The following is a 15,564-nucleotide window of genomic DNA, read 5'->3' as shown; positions in this document are numbered from 1 at the left end:
TTATAACATATTCCGAATCGGTTTATATCAATTTATTAACTTAGATATGCATCAATAATGGATTATCAATCCGACAGTTCCACCAATCGCTCACTCCCAGCTTCCTTGATTCTATTCTCTTCCAATAAGGTCAATTTCCTTTTCAACTGACGATAGGCGTACATCATGGGAATAGTAGCTCCTACCCAAGCAACGGGGTTGGCAAAAGCAACAGCTTGGTAGCCCAGCAGACCGGAAAATCCCAACGGAACAAGGACGCGTGCGACCATCTCCATCACACCTCCAAAGGTAGGCGCGGTATTATCGCCCACCCCTTGCAGCGTATACCGCAAAATGATCAGCGTCGCCAATACAAGGTAGAAGCTGGCCGTCGCAATAAAATATGTGTGCGCATACGCCAATACGGCCGGATCATTCTGTTTGAACAATAGCCGAATGATGTCCGTCCCGAAGTACAAAAGCGCTCCTCCTAAAACAATGCTGTAGACGAAGGTCAACAGCAAACTGATACGCACGCCTTCCCAAATCCGTGAATATAATCCGGCACCGTAGTTTTGGGCTGCGAAAGTGGCCATTGCGATACCGATGGAGGCTATCGGCAAGGTTGCCATGATGTCCAATTTTTGGGCGATGGCGTATCCACCAACTGCTTCCGGTCCGAAGCGATTCAGACTTTTCTGCAATACAATCAAACCGATTGAAATGATGGAGGCTTGCAGACCAATCGGGAGCGAAATTTTCAACGGCAAAGAGAAGTCCGCGGGCTGCATACGCCAATCTTCTTTGGAAAAGCGCAGAACCGCCATTTTTTCCCGGATGTATACGAAACAGAGAAAACTGGCGAATAATTGCGCAGCAACTGTCGCAAGTGCTGCTCCTGCGACTCCCATAGAAAACCAGACAATGAACACATAATCCAATACCACATTCAATATGGAAGAAATCATCAGGATGACCAACGGAAGTTTGCTGTCACCCAGTGAACGTAAGATGTTGCTCAACAAATTGAATGCCATGATCGCCACCGAACCCCACATCAGGACCAAAAAGTAAGCTTCGGCTTCCTTAAGTATTTCTACCGGCGTATTCATGAGCAGTAGAATCTCTTCAGCGAACAACACGCTCAAAATTGTGATGAGGATAGTCGTGAAAAGGGTTATCCAGACGCTTATTGTGATGCTTTTCCGGATACGCTCCTCATTTTTCGTGCCAAAACGCTGCGCGATGACGATTCCTAAACCAGAAGTGACCCCAATCCCAAAGCCATGAATAAAAAAGAGTACTCCGCCGACCGATCCGATGGCCGCCAATCCCTCCACTCCCAAAGTCCTGCCGATGATGACTGTGTCGGCTAAACTGTACACTTGTTGGAAAATATTCCCGATCAGCATCGGAATCGCGAACAGTAAGAGTAGCTTCGCAGGACTGCCGGCAGTCATATCTTTTGTCATCCTTCACCTCCATTTGATGATCCTTGGCCTTGCTGATTTATATTATACCAGAGATGTACGAACAAATTAATAAAAAAATATAAATTGTACCTACAAAAATTCCGACCTATTCGTTTGGCTTGAATCCGAATCCATTGTCGGCGAGTATTTTCTCGCACAACGAGTGGCTCAGATAGCTTGATTCCGTGGAGACAGGATTTGTTTTTTCTTTTACTCCTGCAACAAATGCAGCGATTAAAGGTGCAAACCCTCTTTTTCGGAGTGTCCCTTCCCAATCGCCAAAAGCAACTTGCTGCTTGCCATTTTTTTGTACAATGGTCATATCCGTCAAATTCAGGACACGCGTAATCCCCTCCGGACTTTGGACTTCCATGACTTCCTGATTGGCTCCCGCTTCATAGTTCATCGAAACGAAACAAGTGGTACTCTTCGTCTCGAGCATCAGCCAGAGTCGTTTCAGTTCCCCTTCGTTTTCGACCAGATGCGATTGCACCGAAACTACTTCATCATCCAACAAATACAAAGCGGTATCCGCGATATGGATGAACAAATCATAAACGGCAAAACGGACCGGTTCTACATTCTTTACACGATCCTTCTGAATCAGGATCATCTTTTTGTCAGGAATCTCTTTCAGCCGTTCCACCATCGGAGCAAACCGGCGATTGAAGCCAGCGGTAAGCAGCAAGCCCTTGGCATCGGCCAACTCGATCAGTTGCTTTGTTTCTTCCAAATCATCGCTGATGGGCTTGTCCACATAGACCGAAATGCCGCGCTCCAACAGCTTGCGGATGATTTCCGCATGGGCAACGGTCGCCACGTGCACAAAGGCAGCATCGATCCCGCTGTCCAACCATTCCTCCATCGAAGTGTACAAATGTTGGAACCCAAATTTCTTCCCTACCGTTTCCAGCGTCTCCTTGTTCCGCGAGCACAGATGCCATTCCACCTCATCCTGCATCTCAACCATAACCGGCAGATACGCTTTTTGCGCAATATCCCCTAATCCGATGACTCCAATTTTCATCACCTATCGCCTCCAAACCTGTTTGTTCTCTTTATACCATAATCAACTCTCCAATTCTCGTCAGAACGCGAAAATAATTGAGAAATAATAAAAATATATATTTTCGAATGAAATCGATTGCATTTTCTTTTATCGTTTTGTATAATTCTATTTAAAGTTATGTATAGACATAGAAACGGAGTTGTTTAGATGAAATATGAATTTCCTGAAGATTTCTGGTGGGGTTCGGCAGCAAGCGGACCACAAACAGAGGGTACGGTGGCCGGAGACGGCAAGGGGGACAATATCTGGGATCATTGGTACAAGCAGAACCCTGAGCTGTTCTTCAATCAGGTAGGACCCGAAAACACATCTTATGTATACAATCGCTACAAAGAAGATATAGCACTCATGAAAAAAACGGGACACACGACGTATCGAACCTCCATCCAATGGAGTCGTCTGATTCCAGATGGGATTGGCGCAGTGAATCCGGAAGCAGTGGCTTTCTACAATAGCTACATCGACGAGTTGTTGGCCAACGGCATCGAACCTTTTATGAATCTTTATCACTTTGATATGCCGTTGTCATTACAACAGAAAGGAGGCTGGGAAAGCAAAGAAGTCGTGGATGCCTATGCAGATTATGCACGCCTCTGCTTCGAGCTGTTCGGCGACCGCGTAAAAAAATGGTTCACCCACAATGAACCGATCGTTCCGGTCGAAGGTGGCTATCTTTACCAATTCCACTACCCTAGTGTCGTGGATCTGAAAAAAGCCGTTCAAGTCGCTTATCATGAAACTTTGGCAAGCGCAAAAGCTATCAAAATTTATCATGAAATGAACCTTGACGGACAAATCGGCATCATCCTCAATTTGACGCCTAGTTATCCGCGCAATGAGAATGATCCTGAAGACGTTAAGGCAGCCCGTCTTGCTGACGCATTCTTCAACCGCTCCTTCTTGGATCCTGCCATCAAAGGCACCTTCCCCGAGGATTTGGTTTTGCTGTTGAAGGAATTGGATTATCTACCGGAATATATGCAATCGGAACTGGAACTCATCAAACATAATACCATCGACATTCTGGGGATCAATTACTATCAGCCTAGGCGCATCATGAAAAAAGAAAGCACAGAGCGCTTGTCGGATAAACCGATGCCGGATGATTACTTCGATAACTATATCTGGCCGGAACGCAAAATGAATCCGTACCGCGGTTGGGAAATCTACGAAAAAGGTATTTACGATTGCCTGATCAATGTCCGTGACAACTACGGCAACCTGCCTTGCTTCATCTCCGAAAACGGGATGGGTGTAGAGGGCGAAGAGCGCTTCGTCAACGCCGATGGCATGATCGAAGATGATTACCGTATCGAATTTGTCCAAGATCATCTGAAATATGTCCATCAGGCGCTGCAGGAAGGTTGCAATGTCAAAGGCTACCACATGTGGACGTGCATGGATAACTGGTCTTGGACCAACGCCTACAAAAACCGCTATGGCTTCATAGCAGTGGATCTAACGCAAGAAGGAAAACGCACAATCAAGAAAAGTGGCTACTGGTTCAAAGAGGTTTCTGACAATAATGGTTTTGACGCATAGTTTTTCTAAGAGAGGAAATGACTAATGAATAATTTTATTGATAATTTAGCTGAAAAATTGACTCCGCTTGCCGGCAAACTCGGCTCAAACAGATATTTAGCAGTATTGCGTGACGCTTTTATGCTTTCTTTCCCGCTGACGATGTTCGGATCGATCGTAGTGGTGCTGAACAATTTGCCATTTTGGAGCGATGACTTGAAAGGGACTTTGGGCGGCCTCTTCGGAAACGGTCAAAATGCGACCATGTCGATCATGACGATTTTCGTCACATTCGGTATCGGCTATTACCTGACCCGCTCTTATGATGAGGACGGCGTCTTTGGTGGAGCCGTATCATTGGCTTCCTACCTGATTCTGACGCCTTTCAACTTCACGACTGCAGAAGGCGCCGAAGTAAGCGGTGCGCTGTCCTTGGATCGTTTGGGTGCAAAAGGGATGTTCATCGGCATGCTGGCTGCCTTTATCGCAGCTGAAATCTATGTCCGCATCACGAAAAAAGGTATCGTCATCAAGATGCCTGAAGGTGTTCCTGATGCCGTTGCCCGCTCCTTCGCTTCTCTGATTCCTGCCATCTCTACATTGACCGTCTTCTTGTTGCTGAATGCTTTGGTTTCCGGTGTGTTCACTACCAACTTGCACGATGTCATCTACACAGTTATTCAAAAACCTTTGGTAGGTTTGGGAAGCGGCTTGCCTGCAACACTGTTATCCTTGTTCTTCGTCCAAATTCTATGGTTCTTCGGATTACATGGTCAAATCATCGTCAACTCGGTAATGGATCCAATCTGGAATACTTTGGCTCTTGAGAACCTGGATGCTTTTAAAGCAGGTGAAGCCTTGCCGCACATCATCACGAAACCTTTCATGGAAACATTCACTGTCGGCCTGGGCGGTTCCGGTATGACATTGATGGTAGTCATCCTGATGGCATTCGTCATGAAGAGCAGACAAATGAAAGATATCGGTCGTTTGGCGATCGGACCTGGCTTATTCAACGTAAACGAGCCTGTCATCTTCGGCTTGCCGATCGTATTGAACGCCTCCATCCTGATTCCTTGGGTATTGACACCGCTGATCGTCACTACTATCAACTACTTTTCGATGGCTTCAGGATTGGTTCCTGCTCCAACAGGCGTAACGGTTCCTTGGACTGTTCCCTTGTTCTTCAGCGGAATGATGGCCACCAACTCGCTTATGGGCGGCTTGTTGCAACTGATTGATGTGGCAATCGTCGGAGTGATGTGGTATCCATTCCTGAAAGTTGTCGATAAAGCGAATTTGGCCCTTACTGTCGAAGAAGCTGCATAATCGGTTTATCTAAATTGAAGGCCCGAGGCAGTATGCTTCGGGCCTTTGTCTTTCCTTAATCAGCTAAATATAGAGCTTAGCTTGTTTCAAGTCTAGCCATTACGGTATAATGGGAATCAAAATCGTTTAATTCCCGGAAGGAGCGACTGTAATGAAAAAATATGAAGAAATCGCGGATGAGCTGCGGCGCCGCATCGCCGATGGGGAATATGCGGAAGGTGAAATGCTCCCGGACCAGATTGCTTTGGCGGAAGAATTCGGCGTCAGCCGGATGACCTTAAAGAAAGCCATCGATATGATTGCAATGGAGGGCCTGATTTTCCGCAAACGGGGTGTCGGAACTTTTGTCATCAAGAGCGCCCTCTGGAATAGCGGAGATTCCAAAGCGGATGAATATGCCGGCTTATCCAAACAGTTTCCGAATAAAACGGTGAAGAGCAAAATCATCCTCTTCGATATCCTGTTCCCTTCCGAAAATATCCAATCCTTGTTGATGTTGGAGGACAATCAGCCTGTCTACCACCTGCAACGCCTGAGGATTATTGACGACAAACCTTATATACTGGAAGATACTTACTTTGTAGCCGGATTGGTCAAGGACTTGACTGAAGATATTATCCACCATTCCATCTATGACCATATCCGCGATACCTTAGGACTAAAAATCGGTGGCGCTTACCGAAAGATCCACGCTGATCGTTCTAATGAACTGGATTGGCAAGAATTGGCATGCGATCAGCATACGCCGATTCTTGAAGTGGAACAAGTCGTTTATCTGACGAATGGGACTCCCTTCGAGTACTCCACTGCTCGCAGTCGCTTCGATACACGTTCCTACACCATCACCGATATTATTAAACAATAACAAATAAAAATATTAGGAGGAAAAACATGCAAGAGCCATTGTTCATCCAACCTGTCCTGCAAGAAAAAATCTGGGGCGGCACCAAGCTGCGCGATATCTACGGGTACGACATCCCCAGTAACCATACCGGGGAATGCTGGGCCATCAGCGCCCATCCCGACGGCACTGGCGCGGTGGAAAACGGCACCTACGCCGGCACCCGCCTGGATGTCCTTTATGCGGAGCATCCTGAGCTGTTCGAAAATCCGACTTCGCCCGTCTTCCCGTTGCTGACCAAAATCATCGACGCCGCCGAAGCCCTGTCCGTCCAAGTGCATCCGGATGATGCCTATGGACTGAAGCATGAAGGCGAGCTCGGGAAAACCGAATGCTGGTACATCATCGATGCCGATGACGACGCCGAAATCATCTACGGACACAATGCCCAAACAAAAGAGCAGTTCTCGGAAATGGTCGATGCAGGCGACTGGGAGGGGCTGCTGCGCCACATCAAAGTGAAGAAAGGCGACTTCTTCTTCGTTCCGAGCGGCACCATCCATGCCATCGGCGGCGGCATCACGATTCTGGAGACGCAACAGAGCAGCAACACGACATACCGCGTCTACGACTTCGACCGCAAGGACGATCAAGGCAACACACGCGACCTGCATATCCAACAATCCATCGATGTGTCGATGATTCCGCACAAGGATCCTGCGAACCACTTCGAAACCAGCACAGTCGACGGCAACACCGTGACGACTTTCATCGAAAGCGACTATTTCACTGTCTACAAGTGGAACATCCTTTCTGAACTGGCCTTCAAGAAAACTGCTCCCTACACCTTGGGAAGCGTCATCGAAGGCAGCGGCAGTCTGACTGTCGCCGGAAAAGTCTATCCGTTGCACAAGGGCGACCACTTTATCCTGCCTGCGACTGTTTCCGCTTGGACACTGTCCGGCAGCAATATGGAACTGATCGCCTCCACACCCGGCCCGAAAAACAGCTAAGAAAAATGAAGCCGGCTCATAATCCAATGAGCCGGCCTCTTTTGCTTGTTTTTGAAGCCCACTCAACAGCTGAGCGTGCATTAAATAAGGCTATCTATCCTTTTCTGCTCCGGCGAAGCAAACCTTAACCGAAGCTGGTGCTCTCCTCCGGTGAGCGCCCTTCTCGACGGAGTTGCGCTCTTCGGTATTCGTCTTCCTCCTGTGAGGGAATGTTTGTCGGAGCTGAGCATGCGGACGCAGGCTGTCCTCCGGCGAACGAGGGCTCGTCGGAGGTACGCATCCCCATCTTGCGCCTGCTCCGGCGAAGCAAAGCTTAACGGGAGCTGGTGCTCTCCTCCGGTGAGCGGGCTTCTCGACGGAGTTGCGCGCTTCGGTATTCATCTTCCTCCTGTGAGGGAATGTTTGCCGGAGCTGAGCATGCAGACGCAGGCTGTCCTCCGACGAACGAGGGCTCGTCGGAGGTACGCACCCTCCATCTCGTGCCTACTCCGGCGAAGCAAACCTTAACCGAAGCTGGGAAACAACGCGATTACACGCACGCCTCCGGTCAGCACACGCACCAAACAGGCTGCCTCTTTTTTGAGAGACAGCCTGTTTCTGTTAGTTACTCAAATGGATAGACTAGACCCCAGTCTTTGCGGACCTTATCCATGATTTCCAAAACGTCCACGGTGTAAGTGAGCGTTTCATTTTTTGCTCCATTAAGGATGCGTTCGCTGAAATCAGCCACTTCATAGTTCAAGGCTTGCGCAGAATCCCCAGCTTCAATGATGCTTACTTTTCCATCATAAGAAGTGAAGATAGCTTTTGTCGACCTCGGATAATCCATAATCGTTAAAAATCCCTTTTCATAGGCGACTACCCCTTGTTTCGGCATTTTCGCCCGGAAAGTCAAGGATACCGTCGCAAGTTCTGCTTCAGCATTCCGCAGAATGATTGCTGAGGATTCATCCACACCAGATTCGTGCAAATTGCCCATCGTCATGATTTCAGTCGGTTTGCTGGTCATGAAATTACGGACAAATGACAAGGCATATGTCCCGATATCAAATAACGCGCCACCCGCTAATTCTTTATTGAAATAATAAACAGATGGATCCGTGTCCTTGAAGCTGCCGAAAGAGGCTTGGATCATCTTCAATGGTCCTAAGTCTTGCTCTGCAATCCATTCCTTCAGCTTGCGGTAAAGCGGCATATGGTAAATGGTCATGGCCTCGGCTAAATAGAGCCCCTTTTCTTCAGCCAACTGGACAAGTTCATCCAACTGGATTTTGTTGACTGTGATGACTTTCTCGCAAAGGACATGCTTGCCGGCTTCCAGACTGGCCTTGATCCATTGATGATGATGGCTGTGCGGCAAGGCGATGTAAATAGCGTCTACCGCCTCATCCGCCAGCAGTTCCATATAATCGTCATAATAAGCGGGAATACCATACTGTTCGGCAAATCCTTGTGCCTTTTCTTTGGATCGGGAGGCTACCGCGATCAATTCCGCATTGTCCGCTTGAAAATGGGAAGCGAACTCCGTTGCGATAGTCCCTGTTCCAAGTATTGCCCATCTGATTTTCATACAAATACACGCTCCCTTTTTATCAATCTGATCGGTTATCGTTTACCCTTTCATCTCATTCGCCAAAATGAGCGCCCCGGTGATGCCGGCATCATCGATCAATCCTGGCGTCACCAAGTAATCATCGACTGCCGGAACCGGCACATAATCGGCAAGCAGCGTCGCAAATTTAGCTTTGATGTTATCAAGCATCCCCGGCACTTTCATGACACCCCCGCCCAAGACAATGCGCTCCGGACGCAGGATAACCGTGTAGGCTTCCAAAGCTTGACCTATGTAATAAGCGATGTAATCCCAGACCGCATCGGTAGGCGCAACATCTTTGCCGGCTTTACCTAGTCGTCCGTCGATTGAAGGACCAGCTGCCATGCCTTCCAGGCAATTTCCATGATATGGACAGAACCCGGCATAATGGTCAGCCTCGTGCGGACGCACCAGTATGTGACCCATTTCCGGGTGACCGATGCCTTCCAAAATTTTTCCGTCCACGATCGCACCGGCGCCCACGCCCGTACCGATCGTGATATACATCATGTTCTTTAATCCTTTAGCGGCACCTAACGCGGATTCACCCAAGGCAGCGGCATTCACATCCGTCGTCCACCCCATCGGAACTGCATAACGCTCCTTCATAGCGCCAAGAAAATCAAAATCCTTCCACGCCAACTTTGGTGTAGAAAGAATATATCCATATGTTTCCGAGTCTTTATTGACGTCAATCGGCCCGAAGGAACCGATTCCGATTGCAGCTAAGTCAAAACGATCAAAAAAAGCAAATACCTGCGCCAATGTTTCTTCCGGCGTAGTCGTTGGGAATGCAACCCGTTCCAATAACTCATTATTTTCGTTTCCGACGGCGCACACAAATTTTGTTCCGCCTGCTTCAATTCCACCTACTAGCATAAATTTCTCACTCCAATTAGTTAGTTTTCGTGTGCGTCGCCATCATCGGAGTACATTTGATATCCATCCGATTTGTCCTGAAAGAGCACGCTCGCACCTTTTCCTATTATAACGCTTTCAGTTGGCGGAATCACGTTTTTCTGGCATTTTCCTCTGAATTTCAACATTTCCCTGATGGGCAAACGCCTTCAGTAAATATTTACTTAATTTGAAATTTTTTTTACTCTTTTTGTTGCTTTACGAAATTTAAACGCTTACAATGAAAAGGAGACGATAATATACTTTAAAAAAATAGCAGATTGACTGATCTATCTGCAACTACGCAACTAGGAGAGTGGAAAAATAATGAAAGTATCTGAAACAATACTCGGCCAAGCTCACGGAAAAGATGTCGTTGCCTATACCTTGACGAATCCCAACGGCATCTCCCTTACAGCAATGACCTATGGCGCCACCATCACGGAACTGATGATGCCGGACAAAAACGGAAAGAGTGAGAATGTGATTTTGGCCATGGATTCTTTGGACGATTACGTGACGCATCGCCCGTATTACGGAGCCACTATCGGCCGGATTGCCGGACGCATCGCAAAAGGTTCTTTTGATTTGGACGGAACAAGGCATCAATTGATCGTGAACGAGGAGGAAAATCAACTCCATGGTGGTCCCGCCGGATTGGACACGCATGTTTGGGATGCGGAAATCGAGGCTTCCGCTGATGAAGCCAGCATCAATTTCACAACGACCGATGCGGACGGCGCCAACGGCTATCCCGGAAACCTGTCGGTAACGGTCAGCTATACGCTTACTGCTGAGAACGAATGGAAAATTAATTATCGGGCAACGACGGATCAACCAACTTTGTTCAACCCGACCAACCATGTCTATTTCAACCTGAGCGGAGACATCAACAAGCCGATTCTGCAGCACGAGCTGCAACTGAACAGCGCGGTTTTTGCCGAATTAGGCGACGGAAATCTTCCTACCGGAGCGTTGCTGCCGGCGGAAGGGACTCCTTTTGATTTCCGCAAAGGAGGAAAACTTGCGATTGCCGCTGAACAAAACCACCCGCAGACCCAAAAAGTCGCCGGTTTCGATCACCCTTTCCTGCTGCAGCACGATACTGGAAAGCCTGATGCGGTCCTGAGCGATCTAGAATCCGGCCGAAGCGTCAAAATGTATACGGATCAGGATTGTGTCGTGATCTTTATGCACAACGGCGCTATCGATAAGTACACGATTGCCGGCAGTCCGGTCATCCAGTACGCTGGCATCACCTTGGAGACGCAGGCATTGCCTGATGCAATCAATCAAGAAGGCTTCGGCGATATTGTACTCCGTCCGGGCGAAATCTATTCGGCTGAAACCACCTACAAGTTTGAAGTGCAGGAGTGATTGTTGAAAAAAGAAGGTGGACCGTAAATCATCCAGATGATTTACGGTCCACCTTCTTTTGCTCGTGTGATCGCAGCATAAAACCCGGCGAGAGTCCCCTCACCGGGAAAATTTAGCCTTTCGCATGCCCTGTGCTGTCTCCGGCATCTTCTTGGTTCTGAACATCCGTAATGGATTTTTGGTCTGTCACAGTTGTCTTCGGTTTCAGTTCCACAAGCACAACACCCGCCAGAATCAACGCATCTCAGGCTCTTTCAATTTATATTCCCTTATGGACATATACCCTTACAGCATACTTTTCCAATCTGACTTGTCCGCCTTCTTTCCGCTGCGTAAGCATGTCTTCGAGTTCGAAGGGCAAAAGGATCGTCTGTTCTTCTTCCGTAAAGTTCATCACGAATACATATGCTTCCTCATCCGCAGTCCGTACTTGTACAGAAACGCCCTTCTCATGTTCAATCGCGAAAGGTGCCCCGATTCCTGCTTCTTCGGTAATTTCTCTGTAAAGCATTTCATGAAACGCTTGTTCCGTGCGGGCACCTATCACGTAGGTTCGGCCTTTTCCAAAGCTATGTCTCGTCACAGCTGGCGTATCCTTATAAAAATCATCCTGATAGGTCGCAAGCACTTCGCCATCCGTTACCTTAAGCAAAGCAGCGTAATCTTTGACTTCAAAAGTCTGCCCGGCATAGGTTATCCGATTGCTATCGGATGGATAAAGAGTATCCGTTTCTCCCAATTTTACTCCGCAGATTTCCTGCATGATCTCCGGCCAGCCGCCTAAATAAGTCAAATCATTTTCATCCACAATACCTGTGATGTAGGTGGTCACCAGCGTTCCACCTGCGGCCACGAAGGCTTTCAAGCGCTCCTGCATGGCTATCGGCAACATATACAGCATCGGCGCAACCAGCACTTTATAGTTCGAAAAATCTTGTTTCTCGGTGATCACATCCACAGGAATATCCTGTTCCCAGAAATAGCGGTAATGTTCTTGCGCCGTTTGCGGATAACGCAACGTTTCCTTGCTGAAGCCCTGAATTTCCTGAAGAGCCCAATGATTGTCCCAATCATAAAGGACAGCCACTTCTGCCTCACGGAAGCTGCCGGCAACAGGTTGGAGTCGTTCCAGCACGTTCCCTACCTCCGTCACATCCTGGAAGACACGATTGTTTGGATCACGGTCATGATCCACTACCGCACCATGTAATTTTTCTGATGACCCGCGTGATTTTCGCCATTGGAAATACAGAATGCTGTCCGATCCGTGCGCAAGCATCTGCATGGATGACAAGAGATGCATGCCGGGGCGTTTTGTTTTATTCACACCATGCCAATTGACTCCGCTAGGGGTTGATTCCATCAAGAGAAAGGGTTGTTTTTTCAACGACCGATACAAGTCATCGACAAACCCGACCCGCATCGCCAAATCCGCTGTCGTGACGCCTTCTTTATGCCAAGCCGGGTAGGCATCCCAGCTGATGACATCGACATGTTCAGCGAATTTGCTGTAATCCAATGCTTGGAATGGAATCAGCTCGTCCGTGTCCGCCATAAAATTGACCGTGATCGGCACATCAGGCGTCAATTCTCTCAAGGGGCTGGCTTCGTTTTCGTAGAAAGCGATCGTCTGGTCCGTGACAAAACGTCGCCAATCGAGAACCAAGCCGTGCATCTCATGCTCCCCTATAGGTGAAGGCGATTCGATTTCATCCCACTCTTGGTAACGATGGCTCCAGAAGCTGGTCCACCAAGCTTGGTTCAGTTTTTCCAGATCATTTCCGTATTTCTCTTTCAGCCAGCCGCGGAATGCAGTTTGGCATAGATCGCAATGGCATTCTCCACCGTATTCATTCGAAACATGCCACATCAACAAAGCCGGATGTTGCCCATATCGTTCAGCCAATTTCCGGTTCATTTGGGCCGTCTTTTCACGATAAACAGGCGCTGTGAAACAATGGTTATGCCGCCGCCCTTGAAGTTCCTGCTCGCGTTTGCTTGTGACCCGGCGGATTTCCGGATATTTTTTTGCCATCCAGCTTGGTTTTGCTCCACTTGGGGTGGCCAAAATGATGTTGCCGCCATTGTTATGGATTTTTTCAAAAAGATCATCCAGCCAACCAAAATCATATTCGCCTTCACGCGGTTCCAAAGCGCTCCATGCAAATATCCCTAAGGAAAATGTGTTTGTTTTGGAAAGACGCATAAATTCCAAATCTTCCGCCAGTATATCCGGTCGATCCAGCCATTGATCCGGATTGTAATCACCACCATGAAGAAATTGTTTCTTCTTGGTGACGTATTTTCTCATTGCCATAGTCGAAAACTCCTTTAATAAGATTAACCTTTCGTACCGCCTGCGGTCAGACCGGATACAAAATTCTTTTGCAACAGTATGAAGATAATTGCTACAGGTAAGCTGATCAAAATGGCACCTGCCGCAAACGTTGTGTAACTGGCCCCCATCACGTCATTGACTAAATTATAGAGTCCGATCGGCAACGTATACGCCTCCGTCTTCCTTAATATCGTCGAGGAAATGACGAAATCCCCCAACGGTCCCGTAAATCCATTCATGGCCGCCACCGCTATCATCGGTTTGGACAGCGGCAGAATGATGTCGATAAATATTTTTGTATGGCTCGCGCCGTCAATACGCGCGCTTTCGTCCAGATCATACGGAATCGTATCCATGTAGCCCTTCATCAGATAGGTATTCATGGGAATCTGTCCACCGATGTACAACAGGATCAGCAGCACATGACTGTTGACGAGCCCCAGCAATTGCGCCAACACGAATATCGCGACTAAGGCCGAAAATTGCGGAATCATCTGCAGCAACAGAAACAGCGTCAGCCCGTTTTTCCTTCCTTTGAAACGGAATCTCGAGAATGCGTAACCCGTCAGACTCACACTGATGACTGTTCCGATCATCGTGAAAAGACTGATCTTAAGGGAATTCAAATACCAGGTCCCATAAGGCAAGCTTTTCTTGCCGGCGAAGAGTTCCCGATAATGGTCCAGTGTTGGATTTTCCGGAAACATACTTGTGCTGATCAGGCTGTTCCCAGGATTAAAACTGGCGCCCACCGTCCACAAAAGAGGGTAGGCAATGATCCCAACAAAGAATGCAATGATCAGGTAGGAAAAGAATAAGCGTGCATATCTGCGATTTTTTGTCGTCTTCATACTTATCTCCTCTCTTGGTTAAACGAATTGGATTTTCTGAACTGCCACATGGCAATCGCGATGACAAAAACAGACAACAGGATCGTGAGCGCCGCAGCCAAAGCATATTGGCTGGACTGCATCGTTAATTTGTAGATCCAAGACACAAGAATGTCCGTCCCCCCCGCCGTAGAGCCGGGAGTCGCTGGTCCTCCGCCATTGAACAAATAGATGATATTGAAGTTATTAAAGTTGAAGGTGTACTGCGTAATCAACGTCGGTGCCATCGAAGTCAGTATCACAGGCAGCGTGATGTTCATGAATTTATCCCATGACGTCGCCCCATCAATGACTGCTGCTTCATAAAGATCCTCCGGAATCGACTGCAGAATGCCGGTCGTGACGATGAATATATAAGGAAAACCCAGCCAGCCTTGAATAAAGATCAGAGCTACCCTTGTCCACAACGCATCGGTCATCCAAGGGATCGGACTGATACTGAAGAAAGCCAAGATATCGTTGTTGATTGCTCCGAAGCTATCATTGAACATGCCGGCAAACACCAAAATCGTCACAAACCCGGGCACTGCCCAAGGCAAAACGAACATGGTGCGGATGAAGCGTTTCAACTTCAAATCCTTTTGATTCACCAATATAGCCAAAAATACTCCAATAGTGATCTGTAAAGTCGAAGCCAACAATGTCCAGACAACGGTCCAACCCAAGACATCAAAGAAGGTGGAACGCCAAATATCGACAGTGAAAATATTCGCGAAGGTCTTGAATCCCACCCAATCAAATAAATGTGCCGGCGGACTGTGGTATAGGTCATAATTGGTGAAAGCCAACGCAAAACTGAACATGATCGGGAAGATGACCGCAAATATAAGCAACAGGATTGCCGGACCGCTGATGACATAGGGATATCCTTGCTCAACCAGATTGAGATAACTCTCTCTTAGCGAGGTAACCGGCAGTTGAAGATCTCTTCTTTGGCCATTTTTGTAGGCATCCCGTATGTTCAACCAGTAAAGGGTCACTCCAAAGAAAAGGATGATGATTGCCAAAATGCCCTCAGCCAATAAAAACACCGAGTTATCGCGCGGGATTTGTTCTCCTAAGGTGACGATGCCCCATAAGCCAATATTCAAAAGATCTCCAAAAGCAAAGGCGAAGCTTACTGTCGCAATCAGATAGAGCAGGCCCTTAAGCCACTGTTTATTGTAAAACTGCCCCCCTCCCGGTAAGAGAGAGAGGACAGCTGCCGTTTTACTATGATTCAATATTTCTCACCTCATTTTCTT

At 47.8% G+C, this 15,564-nt stretch carries 12 protein-coding genes; 5 read left to right on the top strand and 7 right to left on the bottom strand.

What is annotated here, in order from left to right:
• Nucleotides 1–65: 65 nt before the first annotated feature.
• On the bottom strand, nt 66–1,451 hold the full coding sequence (locus ACKPCD_RS04040; RefSeq protein WP_321434074.1) for an MATE family efflux transporter: 1,386 nt from the start codon (nt 1,449–1,451) through the stop codon (nt 66–68).
• A gap of 106 nt (nt 1,452–1,557) precedes the next feature.
• Nucleotides 1,558–2,478, bottom strand: a complete 921-nt coding sequence (locus ACKPCD_RS04035) for a Gfo/Idh/MocA family protein (RefSeq protein WP_321434073.1) — start codon at nt 2,476–2,478, stop codon at nt 1,558–1,560.
• A gap of 189 nt (nt 2,479–2,667) precedes the next feature.
• Between ACKPCD_RS04035 and ACKPCD_RS04030 the strand changes: the two genes are divergently transcribed.
• The 4 genes from ACKPCD_RS04030 to manA all read left to right on the top strand — a co-directional run bounded on the left by ACKPCD_RS04030 (nt 2,668) and on the right by manA (nt 7,224).
• Nucleotides 2,668–4,062 (top strand): 6-phospho-beta-glucosidase GmuD, encoded by a 1,395-nt coding sequence (locus ACKPCD_RS04030; protein WP_321434072.1) that lies wholly within the window; start codon nt 2,668–2,670, stop codon nt 4,060–4,062.
• A gap of 24 nt (nt 4,063–4,086) precedes the next feature.
• A complete protein-coding gene (gene celB / locus ACKPCD_RS04025) occupies nt 4,087–5,370 on the top strand; it encodes a PTS cellobiose transporter subunit IIC (RefSeq protein ID WP_288926871.1) in 1,284 nt (427 codons plus the stop codon).
• A gap of 151 nt (nt 5,371–5,521) precedes the next feature.
• Complete coding sequence (locus ACKPCD_RS04020; protein ID WP_068561633.1) at nt 5,522–6,235, top strand: GntR family transcriptional regulator; 714 nt, start codon at nt 5,522–5,524, stop codon at nt 6,233–6,235.
• Between the two features lie 26 nt (nt 6,236–6,261).
• The gene (manA, locus tag ACKPCD_RS04015; RefSeq protein ID WP_321434071.1) at nt 6,262–7,224 is read left to right on the top strand and encodes a mannose-6-phosphate isomerase, class I; all 963 of its coding nucleotides are present in this window, start codon (nt 6,262–6,264) and stop codon (nt 7,222–7,224) included.
• Between the two features lie 604 nt (nt 7,225–7,828).
• Here manA and ACKPCD_RS04010 read toward each other — a convergent pair.
• Together ACKPCD_RS04010 and ACKPCD_RS04005 are read right to left on the bottom strand one after the other, a co-directional pair.
• Nucleotides 7,829–8,794, bottom strand: a complete 966-nt coding sequence (locus tag ACKPCD_RS04010; RefSeq protein WP_321434070.1) for a Gfo/Idh/MocA family protein — start codon at nt 8,792–8,794, stop codon at nt 7,829–7,831.
• 42 nt (nt 8,795–8,836) lie between these two features.
• Nucleotides 8,837–9,697 carry an ROK family protein gene (locus ACKPCD_RS04005; RefSeq protein ID WP_321434069.1) on the bottom strand — a complete coding sequence of 287 codons (861 nt, stop codon included), beginning with the start codon at nt 9,695–9,697 and terminating at the stop codon, nt 8,837–8,839.
• Between the two features lie 345 nt (nt 9,698–10,042).
• Between ACKPCD_RS04005 and ACKPCD_RS04000 the strand changes: the two genes are divergently transcribed.
• Nucleotides 10,043–11,092, top strand: a complete 1,050-nt coding sequence (locus ACKPCD_RS04000) for an aldose epimerase family protein (protein WP_321434068.1) — start codon at nt 10,043–10,045, stop codon at nt 11,090–11,092.
• A gap of 259 nt (nt 11,093–11,351) precedes the next feature.
• Here the strand turns inward: ACKPCD_RS04000 and ACKPCD_RS03995 are convergent, their stop codons facing one another.
• The 3 genes from ACKPCD_RS03995 to ACKPCD_RS03985 are packed head-to-tail and all read right to left on the bottom strand — an operon-like array spanning nt 11,352 to nt 15,546.
• Nucleotides 11,352–13,403, bottom strand: a complete 2,052-nt coding sequence (locus ACKPCD_RS03995; RefSeq protein ID WP_407702689.1) for a beta-galactosidase — start codon at nt 13,401–13,403, stop codon at nt 11,352–11,354.
• A gap of 29 nt (nt 13,404–13,432) precedes the next feature.
• Entirely contained in the window at nt 13,433–14,281 is an 849-nt protein-coding gene (locus ACKPCD_RS03990) for a galactooligosaccharide ABC transporter permease GanQ (RefSeq protein ID WP_068561638.1), read from the bottom strand.
• A gap of 2 nt (nt 14,282–14,283) precedes the next feature.
• Nucleotides 14,284–15,546 (bottom strand): ABC transporter permease subunit, encoded by a 1,263-nt coding sequence (locus ACKPCD_RS03985; RefSeq protein WP_321434536.1) that lies wholly within the window; start codon nt 15,544–15,546, stop codon nt 14,284–14,286.
• Between the last annotated feature and the right edge of the window lie 18 nt (nt 15,547–15,564).

Source organism: Trichococcus flocculiformis (assembly GCF_963662535.1).
In the GTDB taxonomy this organism is placed as follows: Bacteria; Bacillota; Bacilli; order Lactobacillales; family Aerococcaceae; genus Trichococcus; species Trichococcus flocculiformis.
Note: the sequence above shows the minus strand (reverse complement) of the source record. Positions and strands in the feature narration are given on the sequence as shown.

What these genes read in the sequence shown, in the direction of transcription:
- ACKPCD_RS04040 (WP_321434074.1), bottom strand. Translation starts at nt 1,451, where the DNA reads ATGACAAAAGATATGACTGCCGGCAGTCCTGCGAAGCTACTCTTACTG.
- ACKPCD_RS04035 (WP_321434073.1), bottom strand. Translation starts at nt 2,478, where the DNA reads ATGAAAATTGGAGTCATCGGATTAGGGGATATTGCGCAAAAAGCGTAT.
- ACKPCD_RS04030 (WP_321434072.1), top strand. Translation starts at nt 2,668, where the DNA reads ATGAAATATGAATTTCCTGAAGATTTCTGGTGGGGTTCGGCAGCAAGC.
- celB (WP_288926871.1), top strand. Translation starts at nt 4,087, where the DNA reads ATGAATAATTTTATTGATAATTTAGCTGAAAAATTGACTCCGCTTGCC.
- ACKPCD_RS04020 (WP_068561633.1), top strand. Translation starts at nt 5,522, where the DNA reads ATGAAAAAATATGAAGAAATCGCGGATGAGCTGCGGCGCCGCATCGCC.
- manA (WP_321434071.1), top strand. Translation starts at nt 6,262, where the DNA reads ATGCAAGAGCCATTGTTCATCCAACCTGTCCTGCAAGAAAAAATCTGG.
- ACKPCD_RS04010 (WP_321434070.1), bottom strand. Translation starts at nt 8,794, where the DNA reads ATGAAAATCAGATGGGCAATACTTGGAACAGGGACTATCGCAACGGAG.
- ACKPCD_RS04005 (WP_321434069.1), bottom strand. Translation starts at nt 9,697, where the DNA reads ATGCTAGTAGGTGGAATTGAAGCAGGCGGAACAAAATTTGTGTGCGCC.
- ACKPCD_RS04000 (WP_321434068.1), top strand. Translation starts at nt 10,043, where the DNA reads ATGAAAGTATCTGAAACAATACTCGGCCAAGCTCACGGAAAAGATGTC.
- ACKPCD_RS03995 (WP_407702689.1), bottom strand. Translation starts at nt 13,403, where the DNA reads ATGAGAAAATACGTCACCAAGAAGAAACAATTTCTTCATGGTGGTGAT.
- ACKPCD_RS03990 (WP_068561638.1), bottom strand. Translation starts at nt 14,281, where the DNA reads ATGAAGACGACAAAAAATCGCAGATATGCACGCTTATTCTTTTCCTAC.